Source organism: Chryseobacterium turcicum, assembly GCF_021010565.1.
Classification (GTDB): Bacteria; Bacteroidota; Bacteroidia; order Flavobacteriales; family Weeksellaceae; genus Chryseobacterium; species Chryseobacterium turcicum.
This window is the reverse complement of the sequence record NZ_JAJNAY010000001.1, coordinates 1,664,329-1,682,741: the sequence shown is the minus strand read 5'-3', so window position 1 is coordinate 1,682,741 and position 18,413 is coordinate 1,664,329. Positions and strand designations below refer to the sequence as shown.

The window sequence follows — 18,413 nt, the reverse complement described above, 5'->3', positions numbered from 1 at the left end:
ATATCAATGTTTTAAAGTTTTTCTTAAAGCAGTCGATTTCTTGTTAATTCAATTAATAATTTTTTCATGTTAAATAAAATTATTGAGTTTTCTGTAAAGAATAAACTCATTATCGCTCTTTTTACAATTGGGCTCGTTCTTTTTGGGGTCTATGAAACCACCAAACTTCCCATCGATGCACAGCCGGATATTACGAATAACCAGGTTCAGATAATTACCGTTGCATCTTCTTATGGTGCTGCAGATATTGAACGACTCGTAACTTTCCCTATCGAACAGGCAACCAGCAATATCAGCGGAATTACCGAAATCCGTAGTTTTTCACGTTTTGGATTATCGTTGGTAACGGTAGTTTTTGATGATGATACTGATGTGTATTGGGCCCGTCAACAGGTTCAGGAACGATTGCAATTGGTTCAGCAAAATATACCTGAGGGCATCGGAAAACCTGAGCTAGGTCCTATTTCATCAGGTTTAGGTGAAATTTTCCAATATGTTGTAAGGGCAAAAAAAGGGTATGAACACGTTTATGATGAAACCGAACTCAGAACAATTCAGGATTGGGTTATCCGCAGACAATTATTAGGGACAAAAGGTGTTGCCGACGTCAGCAGTTTTGGAGGCAAATTAAAACAATATGAAATTGCCATTAATCCGAATCAGCTTCAGGCTTTTAATATCAATATCAATGATGTTTTTGATGCGCTCGAAAAGAACAATCAAAATACGGGTGGAGCTTACATCGAAAAGAAAGAAACTGTTCTTTTCATTCGCAGTGAAGGACTTTTAGGAAGTTCTGAAGACATTGGAAATATTCAGGTTTCAAATACAAAAGAGGGAATTCCGGTTCATATTAAAGATGTTGCCGATGTTAAAATTGGCTTCGCAACACGATATGGTGCAATGACTTTCAATGATACGGGCGAAGTTTCCGGGGCAATTGTTTTAATGCTGAAAGGCGAAAATGCCAATGAAGTCATCGGAAATATCAAACAAAGATTAGATAAAATTCAGGAATCTTTACCGGAAGGTGTTGTCGTTGAGCCGTTTTTGGATAGAGCTAAAATGGTTAATAATACCATCAGTACTGTAAAAACCAATTTGATGGAAGGCGCATTAATCGTCGTTTTCATTTTGGTTTTATTCCTAGGAAATTTCAGAGCAGGATTATTAGTTGCTTCCGTAATTCCTTTGGCAATGCTTTTTGCCATCATTATGATGAATATTTTCGGCGTCGGAGGAAACTTAATGAGCCTCGGAGCTTTAGATTTCGGATTAATTGTCGACGGAGCCGTCATTATTGTAGAGGCCGTTCTCCATCAGTTAGCCCACAAAAAACATTTCGGAAAAGACAATATGCTTTCAAAAGCGGAAATGGATAACCAGGTTTCCAGCTCAGCGACAAAAATGGTAAACAGCGCCGTTTTTGGACAGATTATTATCTTAATTGTATATCTGCCCATCTTTACGCTTCAGGGAATTGAAGGAAAAATGTTTAAACCAATGGCTCAAACGGTTGCTTTTGCCTTGGTTGGAGCATTTATACTGTCATTAACCTACATTCCGATGATGAGTTCTTTGGTCTTGAGCCGAAAGAAAAAAACAAAAGACAATGTTTCTGATAAAGTGATGACTAAGGTTGAAATTGGTCATCAGAAACTGTTGATAAAAGCCTTGAAATTCAGAAAAACGATTATACTTACTGTGATTGTTCTATTTGCAGGAGCCGTTTTTGTACTTTCAAGAATGGGTGGAGAATTTATTCCTTCTTTGGAAGAAGGTGATTTTGCGGTGGAGATGAGAATTCTTCAGGGAAGTAATATCGAGGAAACTAAAAAAACCACCACACAAGCTGCCAAGATTTTATTAAAACAGTTTCCGGAAGTTCAAAAGGTAGTTACCAAAATTGGAAGTGCCGAAATTCCTACCGAGCCAATGCCGATGGATGCCGGAGATATGATTATTGTTTTAAAGCCTAAAAAAGAATGGACTTCCGCATCATCATTTCCTGAGCTTTCTGAGAAAATGAGTAATGCGTTGAAAGTAATTCCCGGTTTAACCACCGGTTTTCAGTTTCCGGTGCAGATGCGTTTTAATGAATTAATGACCGGTGCAAGACAAGATGTTGTCTGCAAAATTTATGGTGAAGATTTAGATAGCTTGGCTACTTACGCCCAAAAGTTAGGCGGAATTATCACGACTGTAAGCGGTGCTCAAGATTTGTATTTAGAACCCGTTGTCGGTGCTCCGCAAGTAGTCATAGATTATAATCGGGCTGAATTGTCTCGTTATAATATTTCAGTTGCTGAAATCAACAGAGTAATCAACATGGCTTTTGCCGGGCAAACTGCAGGTTCTTTATATGAAGGGGAAAGAAAATTCGATGTAGTTGTCCGAATGGATCAGGAGCATAAAAAAGATATTACTAGCATTCAAAATCTATTGGTTCCTACTCCGAATGGCGAACAGATTCCGTTGTCTCAATTGGCAAAAGTAGAATTAAAGGAAAGTCCGAATCAGATTCAGCGGGAAGATACAAAACGCAGGATTGTTGTCGGTTTCAACGTTAGAGGAAGAGATGTTCAAACTATTGTGGAAGAGCTTCAGCAAAAGGTAAACAAAGACTTGAAATTATCTGCAGGATATACAATTTCCTACGGTGGTGCTTTTGAAAATTTAAATGAAGCCAAATCAAGATTGGGAATTGCCGTTCCTATTTCTTTGGTTATGATTTTCTTATTGCTATTCTTCGCCTTCGGTTCTGTAAAACATAGTTTACTGATTTACACCGCGATTCCGTTATCGGCAATCGGAGGAATTTACTTTTTAGCTTTGAGAGGAATGCCTTTCAGTATCAGCGCGGGGGTTGGCTTTATTGCCCTTTTCGGAGTTGCTGTTTTGAATGGAATTGTATTGATTTCAGAATTTAACAGATTGAAAAAAGACGGTGTCAATAACTTAAGCAGAATCGTTTTGATGGGAACGAGAATTCGTCTTCGTCCGGTTTTGATGACTGCTTTTGTGGCTTCATTAGGATTTTTACCCATGGCCATCAGCGACGGTGCCGGTGCAGAAGTACAGCGACCTTTAGCAACCGTGGTTATCGGAGGTTTAATGCTTGCAACACTTTTAACCTTATTCGTTTTACCGATTCTTTATGTCTTATTTGAAGGTGTCAGCAAAAAGAAAAAGTTTCAAAAAGCTAAATCCTAGCTGAAGGAACGCTATTGCGAAAAAAATCCTCAATCAAATAAAGAAATCTCTGCGCTCATTGCGTTAAAAATAAATATAATGAAATTTTCAAACAATCATAAAAAACTGACTGCACTATTATTACTGATTTCTTTCGGAATGGTCAATGCTCAGGAAAATATTACGTACGAACAGGCTTTGGAAAAAGCTTTTCAACAAAACGGAACTTTAAAAAACTCACGATTAATTTCTGAATATCAAGAAAAATTAAAATCAACCTATCTTGATATTCCACAAACAGAAGTCACTGCACAAATCGGACAAATGAATGGTGTGGAAACCGATAATTCGTTCTCAATTTCCCAACGTTTCAGCTTCCCTACAGTTTATACGAAAAGAAAACAAATGCTCGATGCAGAATGGAATGCAAGTATCATCAATCAAAATTTGACGAAAGCGCAATTGGCAAAGCAAGTTTTGGATGTTTTCTACAGAATTCTGACGCTTCAGGAAAAGAAAAAAGTGATTGAATATATCAGTCATTTGTACAGTAGTTTTGCGGACAAAGCCAGTCTTAGATTAAAAAAAGGCGAAGCTAATATTTTGGAAGAAGCAACGGCAGAAATTCAGCGTGAACAAGCAAAAACGCAATTGACTTTATTGGAAAATGATTTGAATATCACTCAACTTCAGCTTCAGTTATTGCTTCAGTCTGATTCACCCTATCAACCGATTTCTGACAAGCCAACAATGAATATTAACGTTCAGGTTTCGGAAGAAATGATTAAACAACATCCTGAATTACAATATTTAAATCAACAGATAAAAGTGAATGAAGCAGAAGCTCAGCTTGAAAAATCTAAACTGTTGCCTGATTTATTGGTAGGATATACCAATCAAAGTATGAAAAATGTGAATGATAATCGTTTTAATGCAGTTCAGGTCGGTGTTGGAATTCCGTTGTTTACGAAAGGTCAACGAGCGTTGGCAAAAGCAACGAAAGCAAAAGTATTAATTTCTGAAAACGAATATCAGCGTAAACAAATTGAACTGAAAAATAGATTCGGTCAACAAGTAAACAGCTATACCAATCAACTGAAAATCGTTGAAAATTATGAACAAAAACAGCTTCCAAAGTCTGAAACGATTTTAAAAACCGCTCAAAAGCAAATGGAAGTCGGTGAAATTGACTATCTCAACTGGGTTATTCTGACCAATCAGGCAGTGAAAACAAAAGTAGATTACATCGACAATCTCGAAAGACTCAATCAAATCGGTGCCGAAATTAATTTCTTATTATCAAAATAACAGCAAAATGTATCTTAAAAACATATCAATCTTCAGTTTAAGTGTAATCTTACTATTATCTTCCTGCTCAGGGAAAAATGAGGAAGAAAAAACAGTGTATGAAAACACAAAATTTAAAGAAAAAGACCAAAGTACGGTTCAATTATCGGTTCAACAAATGCAAACGGTCGGTTTAACAACGACAACGGTTCAGGAAAAGACGATGCAAAAATTGGTTCGACTGAATGGAAAAGTAGACATTGCACCTTCTCATATCAGTTCGATTTCCAGTATTATGGGCGGTCATATCAAATCGATTCATGTGATTAATGGAAGTCGTTTCAGCAAAGGACAGATTTTGGCTGTCGTGGAAGACCCACAATTTATCCAATTACAACAGGATTATTTAGTCACAAAAGCGCAGTTGGAATCGGCAAGGTTGAATCTCAATCGTCAAAAAGATTTAAATACCAGTAAAGCAAGCAGTGATAAAACCCTGCAAACAGCTCAGGCAGATTATTCAACTTTAATTGCAACGTTGAAAGGTCTGGAAGAAAAATTAAGAATCATCGGCATTAATGCAAAAGGATTAAGCTCTGGAAATATCAGAAGTAGAATTAATGTTTATGCTCCTTTCAATGGTTTTGTAAGCAAAATTTCAGTGAACAATGGGCAATATATTAATCCTTCAGACACTTTGTTTGAATTGATTAATCCTTCAGGTTTGTTGCTTGAGCTAAAAGTGTTTGAAAAAGATATCAATGATGTAAAAATCGGGCAGGAAATTTTGGTGTATAATAATCAAAGTCCTGAGAAAAAATCGAGTGCAAAAATTATAAGCATCGTTCCCAATATTGAAAACGGAGGTTCGTCGGTTGCTGTTGCCAAACTTTCGAGCCCGAATCATGAGTTTATCAAAGGGATGTACATCAACGCAGAAGTTACGGTCAACAGTCGTTACACTGTTGGTTTACCAAACGAATCAGTAGTTTCTTTTGAAAATAAAAACTATATTTTTGAAGAACTCGGAAATAAAAAATTCAAAATAATTCCTGTTAATACAGGGATTTCTGACGACCAATTCACAGAAATTTTAAAAGTGGAAAATTTGAGAGATAAAAAGATTGTTCAGAAAGGTGCCTATAGCCTTCTGATGTTGCTTAAAAATAAAGTGGAGTAAATTATAAAAAGAAAGAGTCCATCTCACAATTAGTGAAACGGACTCTTCTTTTTGAATAACTAAAATTATATTTCGTCTTTTCATTGATATGAAAGACATATACTCAAAACGCAATTAGTTCAATTTACCACCTAACGCTTTAAATAACAATACATTATTCTTAGTATTTTCGTGCTGAAATTTAAGTAAATCCAACTCAGCTTCAAGTTTACTTTTCTGAGCATTAATTAATTCAAAATAATTGGCGTAACCCGTGATATACAAATCATTGGAAACTTCAATTCCTTTATCTAAAAAGCTCACCTCTTCTTCTTTCAAATCTAAAACACGATGAAATATTTTGGTCTGTTTTAAAACTGACTGTAATTCATTAAACGCTCCTGTAACGCTTTTCTGATAGTTTAAAAATGCAATCTCCTGCTCGCCATTAGCAATATTAAACTCATATTTCAACTGACCTTTATTGAAAACAGGTACCATTAAACCTCCCAAAAGCTGTCCGGCCAATGAAGCAGGTTTAAATAATGTTTCAGCAGAAAAAGAATTTAGTCCGAACGTTGCTCCCAAGTCAATTTTAGGATAAAATGATGCTCTCGCTGCTTTGGCATCTGCGTGTGAAGCCTGCAACACATAATAATTTGAAACCACATCCGGTCGTGAATGAATCACAGCATCCACATTAATATTTTTGTTGAGTATTTCAAAATTGGTCTGCAAAAGTGTTGGGCTTCTTTCAATTTCACCGCCATAAACGCCTGTCAATGTAGAAATAGCCTGTTTTACGGTAACAATTTCAACTTTGATGTGTTCAATTTCAGCTAACCAGTTATTATTTTGTGCTTTAAACTGCTGCACGGCAAGTTCGGTCACCTTCCCTACTTCACGTTGTGCTTTTATGATTTCAAAAGCTCTTTTCTGCAAATTGTAATTGTCTTGATAGATTTTCAGACGTTTATCCAAAGCTATTAAGTCATAATACAGATTAGCAATATCGGTAAACAGGTCGGTTTGTAAGAGTTTCAACCCTTCTTCGGACGCTAAAAATTTGTTTTGGGCAGAAAGTTTTTTATTTTTCAGTTTTCCCCAAGCATCAATTTCCCAACTGCTTCTTGCACCCATCCAATAATTGGGCGTAAACGTCGTATTGATTTTCTGCTGTTCACTGATATTATTTGAAAAATTGGTATCGTAATTTCCTACACCGTCCATTGTATATTTTCCGTAACGGTCACCCGACACGATAGCACCTATTTCTAATGAAGGAAGCATTTCAGATTTTGAACGTTTCAAAAAACTGTTGGCCATTTCAATTCTCTGCTGCGCAATTTTAAAATCAGGATTTGCTTCTTTTACCTGATTAAATAACGTCAGCAGATTTTTATCTGTAAAATAAGTTTCTAAATCAATTCCCGTAAAATCGGCAGAATCTTTTACTATTTCCGAAGTTTTTAGTTCAGGGGTTTCTTTTAATTCTTTGATGTCGGTTACCTTTGGAATTGCACACGACACTAATGAAAATGCCGCTGCGCTCCAAATGATAAGTTTGAATTTATTTCGTTTCATTTTTCTTTCTGTTTTCTAGGGTTGCGAAAAAAATGTATAATCCAGGAATAATAATCAGTCCGAAAATGGTTCCGATTAACATTCCTCCTGCTGCTGCCGTTCCGATTGACCTGTTCCCGATGGCACCTGCTCCTGAAGCAATACACAACGGAATCAATCCTGCAATAAATGCAAATGAAGTCATCAAAATAGGACGGAGACGCTGTTTTGCTCCTTCAATAGCCGCAGGAATAATATCATTTCCTTCTTTCTGACTGGCGACGGCAAATTCTACAATAAGTATGGCATTTTTAGCCAACAATCCAATCAACATGACTAAGGCGACCTGTGCGTAAATATTATTGTCTAATCCACAAACCAGCAAAGCGATGTACGAACCGAAAATTCCGGTTGGTAAACTCAGTAAAACCGGCATTGGTAAAAGGAAACTCTCATATTGAGCAGCCAACAAAAGGTAAACAAAAACCAAACACACAATGAAAATATAAAAAGTCTGATTTCCTGATAGAATTTCTTCTCTTGTCATTCCCGACCATTCTATTTCAAAGCCTTTCGGAAGACTTTCTTTTGCAATTTTTTCAACTGCTGCGATGGCATCTCCAGAACTATAACCTTCGGCAGGTTCACCATTAATCATTGCCGACATATACATATTGTAACGGGTTAAAACTTCCGGCCCATACACTCTTTCAATGGTAATGAAAGTCGAGAAAGGTACCATTTCGCCTTTGTCATTTTTTAAATATAGATTTAAAATACTTTCAGGCGTTTCACGGTATTCCGGACTTGCCTGAACCATCACTTTATACATCTGTCTGAATCGGATGAAATTGGTAGCATAGTAAGAACCCAACATCGTCTGCAAAGTAGACATTGCATTATCAACCGAAACTCCTTTTTTAGCTGCCATATCATAATCCATATGAATGATATACTGTGGGAAAGTGGCATCAAAACTCGTAAAACTGTTTTTCAGTTCGGGGGTTTCATTCAGTTTTTTCACAAAGTTTTTGGTGACTTCATCCATATTTTCGATGGTTCCGCCCGTTCTGTCGAGCAAACGAAGTTCAAAACCACTGGTATTACCAAACCCAGGAACTGTAGGCGGCGCAAAAGCCTCAATCTGTGCATCTGAAATGCCTTTCGTCTTTTCGGTTAGCTCTTTAATAAAATCGTCTACCGATTTATCTCTTTCACTCCAGTCTTTAAGGTTAATCATAGCCATTCCGTAAGATGACCCTGCAATTTCTGTCACGACACTATACCCCGCCAGTGTTGTTACATTTTCTACACCTTCAATTTTTTTGGCTATTGTTGTAATTTCATCTAAAACTTTTTCAGTTCGCTCAACTGTTGCTCCCTGAGGCGTAGTAACACTTACATAAGCCATTCCCTGGTCTTCTACAGGAATAAATCCTGACGCAAGAAATTTCGAAGTTCCCCAAGTTAGTACGATAAATAAAGTCAATAATCCAAAAGTGACTATAGTTCGGGTAGCAAATTTTGATAAAATATTGACATATCCATTCGTTACTTTCTCAAGAAAAATATTAAACTTATCAAAGAAACGGTCGATAAATCCTTTCTTTTTGTTGTGATTATGAGGTTTTAAAATAAGAGCACATAATGCCGGAGTCAACGTTAATGCATTAATTCCCGAAATCACAATACTTATTGCTAAAGTCAATGAAAACTGTCGGTAAAAAACACCCACCGGACCATCTAAAAACGCTACAGGAAGAAACACAGCAGACATTACCAAAGTAATCGCTACGACTGCTCCTGCAATTTCTTTTGTCGCAATTACGGTGGCTTCATAAGGTGGATAACCTTCTTCCATTTTTACGTGAACAGCCTCGACGACGACAATCGCATTATCGACGACAATACCAATCGCAAGAACCAATGCAAAAAGCGTCAGCAAATTCACCGAGAAATCAAGCATATCCATAAAGGCAAAAGTTCCGATTAGGGCAACAGGAACCGCCAGCACAGGAATCAATGTAGAACGCCAATCTTGCAGGAAAAGAAAAACCACAATTGCTACCAGAATAAATGCTTCCACTAAAGTTATTAAAACCGCACTAATAGATGCATCCAAAAACCTTGAAACATCATACGCCATATTGTATTCCATCCCGGGAGGGAAAGAATTGACTTTCAGCTCAGCCATTTTATCTTTAACATTTTGAATAACTTCAGAAGCATTTGAGCCCGGTCTTTGCTTCATCATAATCGATGCTGAAGGTCTTCCGTCTGTTTTGGAAACCATTCCATACGTCATTGCTCCAAATTCTACTTTGGCAATATCTTTCAACTTCAAAATAGTTCCTTTCTCATCGGCCCTGATTGGGATTTCCTGATATTGTTTAGGTTCAAAAAATTTACCTTTATATTTTACTACATATTGTAGTTCCCCTGCTTTTTTACCTGAAGATTCACCCACTTTTCCGGGTGCTGCCGAAATATTTTGTTTCTGAAGTGACGTAACCACTTCATCCGCCGAAATATTATACACTGCCATCTTCTGAGGGTCAAGCCAAATACGCATCGAATATTCTTTTTGCCCCATAATTTCGGCACGGCCTACTCCATCCAAACGTTTCAGCTCCTGAAGAACATTAATGTCTGTGAAGTTATAAATAAACTGCTCATCCTGACTTGGGTCTGTACTGGTGATGTTGAGGTACATCAACATACTGTTTACTTCCTTTTCTGTGGTAACTCCAGCCCTGATTACCTCTTCGGGCAATTCATCTAAAATCGTTGTCACCCTGTTCTGAACATTTACTGCTGCCAAATCGGGGTCCGTTCCTACTTCAAAAAATACCTGAATCAAAGTTAAACCATCATTAGAAGTCACCGTTGACATATACGTCATTCCCGGAACACCATTAATCGCTCGTTCTAAAGGTAACGCTACTGCATCTGCTGAAACTTCGGCATTCGCTCCCGTATATTTTGCGGTTACCGTCACTGAAGGCGGAACAATATCGGGAAATTGAGTGATAGGCATTTTGGTCAACGCCATAATTCCTACCAAAACAAAGACAATGGAAATCACCAACGAAAGAACCTTTCGTTTTATAAACATCTCTACCATAATTGATTATCTAAGAATTAAAGTCTGTTTTTGATTTTGATTTGGTCTCCATCTTTTAACGACTGAGTGCCTTCATAAATAATCAAATCTCCTTTTTTGAGACCTCTTTCTACGAGATAAGAATCTTTAAGAGCAGTCCCGACCTCAATATTGGTCATTTTTACTTTATTATTCTTATCAACTAAGAAAATGTAGGTTTTATCCTGGATAGAAAATGTTGCCTTCTGTGGAATCATCAACGCATCATTCTGAACTTCAGAAATCGTCAATTTTCCAGATGTTCCGTGCTTAATTAAACGATTCGGGTTTGGAAATAATGCTTTGTAGCGGATAGACCCAGTTGTTCTGTCGATTTCACTCTCAGCAGACTTTAGAGCACCATTAAATTGGTACGCCATTCCGTTGGGCAGTGTTAATTCTATTTTCTGATGTTTCCCAAGCTTGTCATTTGAAAGAAGTTCAAAATATACATTTTCAGGAAGTGAAAAATAAGCATACACCTCATCAAGCTGAGATAACGTGGTCAAAAAAGTTCCGTTGGTAATCAAACTTCCGCCTTTGTGAGGAATAACGTCAATAACACCATCAAAAGGAGCCGAAACAGTCGTAAAACTTATTTTTTGCAATACTGTTTTTTTCTCAGCATCAGCAAAGGCATATTTTGCTTTGGCAGAAGATAATTTAGCTTTTACCAATTCCAATTCGTTATTGGCAACGAATTTTTTAGCGTGAAGACTTTCAATCTGCTTTAATTCAACTTCTGCGATGCGCACATCGGCCAGAGTCTGTTTAATGGTAGCATTTGCTTTAAGAAGCTCCATCTTTAATTCAGCATCATTAATTTTAAATAATGGCTGACCTTTTTTCACAAACTGACCTTCATTTACATAAATATGGTCTAAGAGTCCATCAATTCTTGAGCGTATTTCGACATTTCTTTTTGCCTGAATATCTGTTACAAACTGATTGCTGACCAAAGTGTCTTTTTGCTTAACGACAAATACCGGGACTTCTTTGTTTTCTTTATTTTTATTTTGAGCGTTTTTACCGCAAGAGATTACGCATAATAATGCAAAGTTGCATACTATGATACTTTTTATATTCATTGTAGAATTTTTATTACTAAAATTTGACGAAAAAATTACTAGGTTAATCGTCTGATTTAGAATAACTGAAGAAGATGGAGGTAAGATTTTACGGCACAGAAAAAGGCTGTAGCAACAACCTGAGTATTAACTTTAGTAATTTCTGATACTAAAATTTCATTCTTTTTAAAATAAGAATTACATGAAACTTCAGCTACATATTTACCAATACTTTTAACGCCTACCGCAACTGCTTTTACATTAAGAAAGGATTCACTTATAAAATTAATTCCCTGGTCTCCCGGACAAGTCACCAATGGAATATTGTGCAGAGAATTATCTGCCCATTGCGAGTTGAAATGGGTGAATAAAATTGCGAAATATAAAAAGATGAATGACCTTAAAGCTAACATGTCTTTAGAACATTGGAATATTGACAAATGAGAATTCTGCAAATATAAGCCCTTTAAATAAGAATTTCATCTCTCAGAATGTTAAAAATCATTAAATTATGCTATAATTCCCTATCATTATTACTATTAATACAAGCCTATTTTTATTTGACAAAAATGCTTTTAAAATACCAAATCTCATGCTTTGCAGTAATTTCAATTGAAAATTATTCAATTCATTAAAGTATTATCTGTAGAATCTTTGTTAAGTTAGCATTACTTTAATTCAAGCAATTAATATTTATCAAAAAAAATGAAGGCTCAGATTATAAAATCCAAGCCTTCGTTTTTTAACTTATATCCTCAATGGAATCATTTTTTTAATCTAATTTAAAGAAGAAATACACTACCGCTGCCCATTCTTTTTTGATGCCTTTAGCATAACCGATTGTGCTATGACTGCTGTTTTCTACCGTTCCATCGTCTTTGATGTAACCAATGGTTGAGCGACTGCTATTTTCTACAGTACCATCACTTTTTACATATCCCACAGTAGAACGGCTTTTGTTCTCAATAGTTCCATCATTTTTGATGTACCCAATCGTACTGCGACTTTTGTTTTCGATGGTGCCATCATTTTTTATATAACCTACGGTAGCACGACTGCTATTTTCTATCGTTCCGTCACTTTTGATATAACCTATAGTACTGCGACTCCCCGATTCTATCGTTTGTGCACTAAGAATCGAAAGACTGAATAAAGCAAAACAAATGAATAGTGTTTTTTTCATGGTTTTTAAATTTTAAATCTGCTTAAACTTTTCTTTAAAAATATCTTTGTTGAAAAACGCAATGACAATTTTCAGCAAAGATATTCATCATTTTAAAATCATGACCATATTTTATATCCCCTGAAATACAAAAGGTTTTGACTCTATGAATTGTGAAGACGTTTCTCCAGCGTAGATTTGCTTATTGTCTAGTGCCAGCTTTTTTATTTTTCCGGTTTTACTGAAATCTATTTTTTTCAAATCTACCCAAATTGCATTGGGGCTTAATGCATCTTCAAAATAATAGACCAGATTTTTTTGGTCTGAAACCGTTCTCCATCTTGTGGTAGAGAGATTAGGAAAACCTTCTGTAGAAATACCATAAGGTACAGAACATTGTCTGATAACACTGAAAGCTCCGGCAACCGCAATTCTGATATCATCTGTTTGCAGAATAGATTTTATATAATAAGATGCACGAACAAATCTGTCTGCCGCTCTATTGGTGCCGGGAAGAAATATATTCCCCGGGATGCCTTTCCAATATTCGTTTATTGCTAATTGCTCTTCAAATATGGGGTCGTTTGTCATAACAGTGTAAGAAGGGTCATGATGAATCACCAGTTTTCCGTTTATATATTCTAAAATTGCATTGTCACCCGTAGAATCTGATAAAGATAAATGAACAGTCGTATATTTATCGGTTCCAGGAATAAAATCTGTCACGACGACAAACTCTTCTTTCTTTAATTCTGCAACCGCTTCGGCTACCGTAGCAAAGTTATCTAGTGCATATTGTGCCCAAAGAGAAACTGCCAATCCTTTTTTCTTACCTTTTTTATCTTTTGAAAACTCAGGATATTTTGAACTAGCCAGCCAAAGCAGATTGGCTACAAGTCCTTTTTCGTTCATTCCGTCAGACACCGCAATATCCCATGAACTGGCTGTCATGCTGCCATATTTTGAAGTCCATTTCATTGTATTTTTCCCTGTACTTCCATCCCGATTTATGCCTTGAGGAAACTGCCACAAATTAGCAGGAATGGGTAAGGCAAAATCCATACTTCTGGCAGTAATAATTGTTTTATCGGGGCCTTTATACATCACTCTTGTGCATGCCTCTGCAGTATTGGATGATGTAAATAATGCAGTGGTAAGTAACAAGGCGCTCCCTAGTCGTTTGGTTAAGTTTTTCATATTAATTTAGATTTTGGTGAAATTAAGTTTGGTGTTTGATATTTTTAGAGCTTGTTTAAATTTTATTAATTTAAATTCTGTACGATTAAGTTGTGATTTTTTATATAATTCTCGCAGAATACACAGATTAAGCAGATTAAAAACTGAGAAATTAATCTGCTTAATCTGCGAGATAAATTATTTTCATTTAAATTTATACAAGTTCTTAAAAACAAAAAAAATATTTTAGAATGTTTTAAGCATGTCAAAAGCGAATAAATAAGTGATACAATAAAGTTTTTCCATTTATTCCTTTTGAGGTTTCAAAAGGTCGAATAAAACTACTTTTTAATCGTATTTTTATAAATCTGTCCGTTTTTTATAATTACCAAAAAATTCTTTTCAGGATTGGCAATTAATGATAAATCTTTAAGTGGATTGCCATCCACCAATAGTAAATCGGCAAAAGCCTGCTCTTCAATAACTCCTAACTTCCCAGGATAAGGACTCCGTAAGCCAGAAAGCTGTAATAGTTCTCCATTATCCTGCGTAATCATTTTTAAAATCTCAGCATTTGAAAACCATTTTTGAAGACGTAAGATATATTTGTTTTGGTCTTCGTTAAGCTCAGGCTCAAAAAGAAAATCTGTTCCCCACGCCAATTTTACACCCAATTTTTTAGCTAATGGCCAAACTTTGTCTTGTCCTTCTAATACAGGCTTGCGTTTCTCCTTGCGTTGGTCATCCATGTTGTCATTATTGTCCATTAAATTTTGGAGACTTAACCATACTTTCTTCTTTGCAAGTAATTTTAAGGTTTCTTCATCAAGCATCTGCCCATGTTCTATAGATTTTACTCCTGCTTCAACAGCTCTTTGTACCGCTCTGGGTGTATAAGCATGTACCATAACGTAAGTTCCCCAGTCTTCTGCAGCCTCAACTGCAGCTTTCATTTCGTCAAAAGTATATTGAGTTACATCAATCGGGTCATAAGCAGAAGAAGTTCCGCCACCCGCCATCAGTTTAATCTGGCTTGCTCCAAATCGCAGGTTTTCTCTCGTTGCTGTTAATATATCGTCTCGCCCATCAGCAATAAAAGTTGCCCCCAAAAGTTCTGCTCGGGAAGGTTTCCCAAAAAAACGACGAGAACGCTCATCCGGAGTTCTGAAATCACCATGACCTGCCGTTTGACTTATTGTAGCACCTGAAGGCCAAATACGCGGCCCAACAATCTGACCTTTGTCAATTGCTGACTTTAAAGGAAATATAGGACCACCCGCATCGCGAACGCTTGTAAACCCACGCATCAACATTTTTTGAGAAGAAAGAGCGACATTCTTCATCATTAATTCTTGAGACATATCCGGAGAAACCATTTCTGCCATTGTTAAAGCCCCAAAAACCATGTGTACATGAACGTCAATTAATCCCGGCATTAACGTTTTTCCCTTACCCTCAATTTTTGTTACATCATTCCCCTTAACCGAAATAATATCAGAACTTATTTTCTGAATTTTATTTCCAGAAATCAAGACATTCATTGAAGGGGTAAGATTAGAGGTTTTATGGTCTAATATTCTGACATTTTCTATCAGAATCTGCTTCGTCTGAGCTGTAGCTATTGATGTTGTAATAAAAAAAATAGCTATTAATGATTTAAACTTCATAAACAATTAATTATAAGATTATTATATACGATCATGCAATTGCTAATATACTATAAAACAGAATCAATTCCTATAGATGGGATAAATTTAATTTAACATCTAACTTTGTTTTAAAATTACAATTCTGTAAAGTAAATATGAAACGAAATTTCTCGTATTCCTTATATTTTGTATGATATATTCTGCTGAATATCGTTTTAAAATGTCAATTATCTATTCAGAAGATAGTTAAATCTAAATTGAGAAAATAAAAATCCGTCTCATGAATATTTTCAGAGACGGATTTATATTAAAATAATAGCTAATTCAAATTACAACTTTACGATGCGGTATCTGGATTGTTTTTAAGAATTATTTTTATGGCACCCAATAGGTCCATTTAGAGCCATTATAGACTGCCAATCTTTTATTGGTTCCATTTAAATATACCATCATTCCCGGAGCTGGGTCTTTCACATCATTTGTACTTTCCACTTGTGGGAGTACCATTACCTTGGTCGTTGATTCTAAGACTAAAACCCCGTCTGCACTTGAGCTACTGGCTCCTATGATTGTTTTTGCTCCTACTTCTTCAATCACAGCATCAGCACCTGTTGACGAAGGCTGAACAACCATTAAGCTACTAATATCAGCCCTATTGCCACTACTTAAATCTACCCAGCCACTTGCATCTGCATTGATGTTGCCTGGTGCATAATATTTTACTTTAGACTGCGCCGCATTATTACCACTTGCATCTAGTAGCATTGTTCCCGGTGTCACTTCTGCTGGGGCAGGCATTGTTCTTACGTATGGCAAAATAATTCCTTTGTTTTGCCCAGCTTCAAATTCTAATAAAACAGCGGTTTTATTATTGGCAGGCGCAGTTCCATTTACCCCACCTACAATAATTTGTGAGTATCCAAAAATAGATAGGCTCAGAAATATACTGGATATAATTGTTTTCATTTTTTTATTTTAATCTTGAATAAATGAGTACCGATAAAAAGTACACTCCAAAAATTTAAGGACAACTTGGTGTGTTAAAACATTTCCAATCGCCACCAGAATAAATCTTCATACAGTTTACGGTTGTATCATAAGACATCATCCCTTCCACCGCATTCCCAGCGGTTTTAATATCATCTAATTGGGCAGTCGTCAATCGTGTTACTACGAATCCTTTTGTATTAGATTCTAAAGCAATATGACCTGATTTTCTAGACATTGGCCAATTAGAATCTGTCTTTCCTGCTCGCTTAAGAAGGGTAATTCCTAATTTTGTATCATTATTTGCTCCTCCTGTTGCTGCATCATTGAAACAAACACAAGGATCTACCGCCTGACTACCAGGTACAAAATAAGATACAGTTACCATAGAGCCTGCCTCTCTACATTTACCTGAAGCGACAGAGAAGAAAGCGTAATATGTACCAGGAGCAACGGTCGAAATATCAGTTAAAATAGGACTGTTTGGATCGTTGGTTGCGTGCCATTCAACTTCACTTGGAAGTGTTTCCTGAATAGAAGAATTCAAATCGCCTTGCTGATAGGTACAAATTTTTAAATTCTGAATTTCAGGTCCTAAATCTGTCCCACATACATTAAGTTCACTTGTAGAATAATTATACGTAATATGCATCTCATCTTCATTTGTATTATTTCCCATACTACCATCCGTTATATGCCCTACATAGCCAAAATTTTGAGAACATTTTTTGATATTAATTGTTGAGTGCCCTCCTGTTTCCACCGCGATTACTTGATCTGTTATCTCCAAGTCATCAAGTTGACCAGGCGTGCTAAGGTCATCAGGATCATATCGACCTGGCATATAAATAGGATTATTATAAGAATCTAATATTTTATCACCCAGCATATACCCTCTATTACTTCCCCAACCCCACTGCTTATTGCTATTGGTTATCACATTAATAGCGGCAGAATTTGCATAATTTGAATGTTCGTTAGGAGAAATCCAAACAATATTTTCCAAAATCCCGATGCCCTCACTACCTTGAGGCGTCATATTTTTAGGCTGTACCCATACTGTTTTTTCTACCAATGTTCCATCGCCCAATTGTCTGTTGCTATTGTCTCCCATACTGTATAATTTACCATTGGTAGCCAATAAATAATAGCTTTGTTTTATTTCATTTTGATAAATTTTCTGAGTCATTCCTATCATTTTAGGAATTGCTCCTGTCGGCACAGAAACTTCTGTAGCGTACACGCGAGACACCGCTGCACCACTGTTATTATAAGTATTTGTTCCCCAAGTATAAAGCTTACCAGTAGAAGTTAATGCAAATAGCGCATTTGGTGTTCCTCTCATTGCTACAACATTCTCAAGATTGGGATTGCCTGCAACATCTGTTTTAACACGGTGCCAAATTGAGTTATTGACACTATTTTGTACTGTACCATCGCCATTTTTTTCACCATTAGAAGATAAAACCCATGCCTCACCACTACAAGTAACAATAGCCAATGTGCGATAAGAGCCAAACATCATCTTTACATCTGCGGGAGCAACACCTACTGGCAAGCCATCTGCTTTTCCATTGATAGAAATTTTAGTGAAAGCCGCATTATAGTTCGTTATTATGTTACTAATCAAAATATCATTCACCCCCCAAACGTAGAGACCAGCAGTAGTTAACAAAGCAAATTGATGAGAAGTACTATTGCTTCCTGCCGCAGCTCTTAATGGTGTTCCCGCATAATTAAAATTAGCTAAACCAGAACCAGGGCCTATTACTGTTGGCGTTACTAAGTTTCCACTTCCTGTACTTGAAGTATTTTGTCCCCAAATTTTGAAATTTCCATCTTTTTCTTTTGCAATAGTGGCATGGAAAGCAGAAATCAAATTATCATACTCAATCGTATTAGGATTCTTACTGTCAATATATGCATTGTCATTACATCCTGACGCACAAAATCCCTGAGCTTTATAAGCTCTAGATGATAGAGTAAGTAAAAATATAAGAGTAAAAAAAGTTTTTATATAATTATTCAT

10 protein-coding genes and 1 pseudogene are annotated in these 18,413 nt (G+C 36.3%); 2 read left to right on the top strand and 9 right to left on the bottom strand.

The window, feature by feature from the left end:
• Positions 1 to 66: 66 nt before the first annotated feature.
• Both LO744_RS07600 and LO744_RS07595 read left to right on the top strand, forming a co-directional pair.
• Positions 67 to 4,500 (top strand): annotated as a pseudogene (locus LO744_RS07600) (CusA/CzcA family heavy metal efflux RND transporter).
• A gap of 7 nt (positions 4,501 to 4,507) precedes the next feature.
• Positions 4,508 to 5,659 carry an efflux RND transporter periplasmic adaptor subunit gene (locus tag LO744_RS07595; RefSeq protein ID WP_230668488.1) on the top strand — a complete coding sequence of 384 codons (1,152 nt, stop codon included), beginning with the start codon at positions 4,508 to 4,510 and terminating at the stop codon, positions 5,657 to 5,659.
• A gap of 114 nt (positions 5,660 to 5,773) precedes the next feature.
• Here LO744_RS07595 and LO744_RS07590 read toward each other — a convergent pair whose 3' ends face one another.
• The 9 genes from LO744_RS07590 to LO744_RS07550 form a co-directional block, all read right to left on the bottom strand.
• Positions 5,774 to 7,222 carry a TolC family protein gene (locus tag LO744_RS07590; protein WP_230668487.1) on the bottom strand — a complete coding sequence of 483 codons (1,449 nt, stop codon included), beginning with the start codon at positions 7,220 to 7,222 and terminating at the stop codon, positions 5,774 to 5,776.
• Positions 7,209 to 10,325 carry an efflux RND transporter permease subunit gene (locus LO744_RS07585; RefSeq protein WP_230668486.1) on the bottom strand — a complete coding sequence of 1,039 codons (3,117 nt, stop codon included), beginning with the start codon at positions 10,323 to 10,325 and terminating at the stop codon, positions 7,209 to 7,211. Before LO744_RS07585 ends, LO744_RS07590 begins: the two co-directional genes overlap by 14 nt.
• 17 nt (positions 10,326 to 10,342) lie before the next feature.
• Entirely contained in the window at positions 10,343 to 11,431 is a 1,089-nt protein-coding gene (locus LO744_RS07580) for an efflux RND transporter periplasmic adaptor subunit (protein WP_230668485.1), read from the bottom strand.
• 56 nt (positions 11,432 to 11,487) lie between these two features.
• Positions 11,488 to 11,823 (bottom strand): hypothetical protein, encoded by a 336-nt coding sequence (locus LO744_RS07575; protein ID WP_230668484.1) that lies wholly within the window; start codon positions 11,821 to 11,823, stop codon positions 11,488 to 11,490.
• 359 nt (positions 11,824 to 12,182) lie between these two features.
• A complete protein-coding gene (locus tag LO744_RS07570) occupies positions 12,183 to 12,593 on the bottom strand; it encodes a 5-fold beta-flower protein (protein ID WP_230668483.1) in 411 nt (136 codons plus the stop codon).
• Between the two features lie 111 nt (positions 12,594 to 12,704).
• Positions 12,705 to 13,769: a linear amide C-N hydrolase gene (locus LO744_RS07565; protein WP_230668482.1), complete on the bottom strand. Its 1,065-nt coding sequence runs from the start codon at positions 13,767 to 13,769 to the stop codon at positions 12,705 to 12,707.
• A 320-nt stretch (positions 13,770 to 14,089) separates the two neighbouring features.
• Positions 14,090 to 15,415: a metal-dependent hydrolase family protein gene (locus tag LO744_RS07560; protein ID WP_230668481.1), complete on the bottom strand. Its 1,326-nt coding sequence runs from the start codon at positions 15,413 to 15,415 to the stop codon at positions 14,090 to 14,092.
• A 357-nt stretch (positions 15,416 to 15,772) separates the two neighbouring features.
• Entirely contained in the window at positions 15,773 to 16,363 is a 591-nt protein-coding gene (locus tag LO744_RS07555) for a hypothetical protein (RefSeq protein ID WP_230668480.1), read from the bottom strand.
• 55 nt (positions 16,364 to 16,418) lie between these two features.
• On the bottom strand, positions 16,419 to 18,413 hold the full coding sequence (locus LO744_RS07550) for an RCC1 domain-containing protein (protein WP_230668479.1): 1,995 nt from the start codon (positions 18,411 to 18,413) through the stop codon (positions 16,419 to 16,421).

Coding starts and splice junctions, on each gene's coding strand:
- LO744_RS07595 (WP_230668488.1), top strand. CDS start 4,508: ATGTATCTTAAAAACATATCAATCTTCAGTTTAAGTGTAATCTTACTA.
- LO744_RS07590 (WP_230668487.1), bottom strand. CDS start 7,222: ATGAAACGAAATAAATTCAAACTTATCATTTGGAGCGCAGCGGCATTT.
- LO744_RS07585 (WP_230668486.1), bottom strand. CDS start 10,325: ATGGTAGAGATGTTTATAAAACGAAAGGTTCTTTCGTTGGTGATTTCC.
- LO744_RS07580 (WP_230668485.1), bottom strand. CDS start 11,431: ATGAATATAAAAAGTATCATAGTATGCAACTTTGCATTATTATGCGTA.
- LO744_RS07575 (WP_230668484.1), bottom strand. CDS start 11,823: ATGTTAGCTTTAAGGTCATTCATCTTTTTATATTTCGCAATTTTATTC.
- LO744_RS07570 (WP_230668483.1), bottom strand. CDS start 12,593: ATGAAAAAAACACTATTCATTTGTTTTGCTTTATTCAGTCTTTCGATT.
- LO744_RS07565 (WP_230668482.1), bottom strand. CDS start 13,769: ATGAAAAACTTAACCAAACGACTAGGGAGCGCCTTGTTACTTACCACT.
- LO744_RS07560 (WP_230668481.1), bottom strand. CDS start 15,415: ATGAAGTTTAAATCATTAATAGCTATTTTTTTTATTACAACATCAATA.
- LO744_RS07555 (WP_230668480.1), bottom strand. CDS start 16,363: ATGAAAACAATTATATCCAGTATATTTCTGAGCCTATCTATTTTTGGA.
- LO744_RS07550 (WP_230668479.1), bottom strand. CDS start 18,413: ATGAATAATTATATAAAAACTTTTTTTACTCTTATATTTTTACTTACT.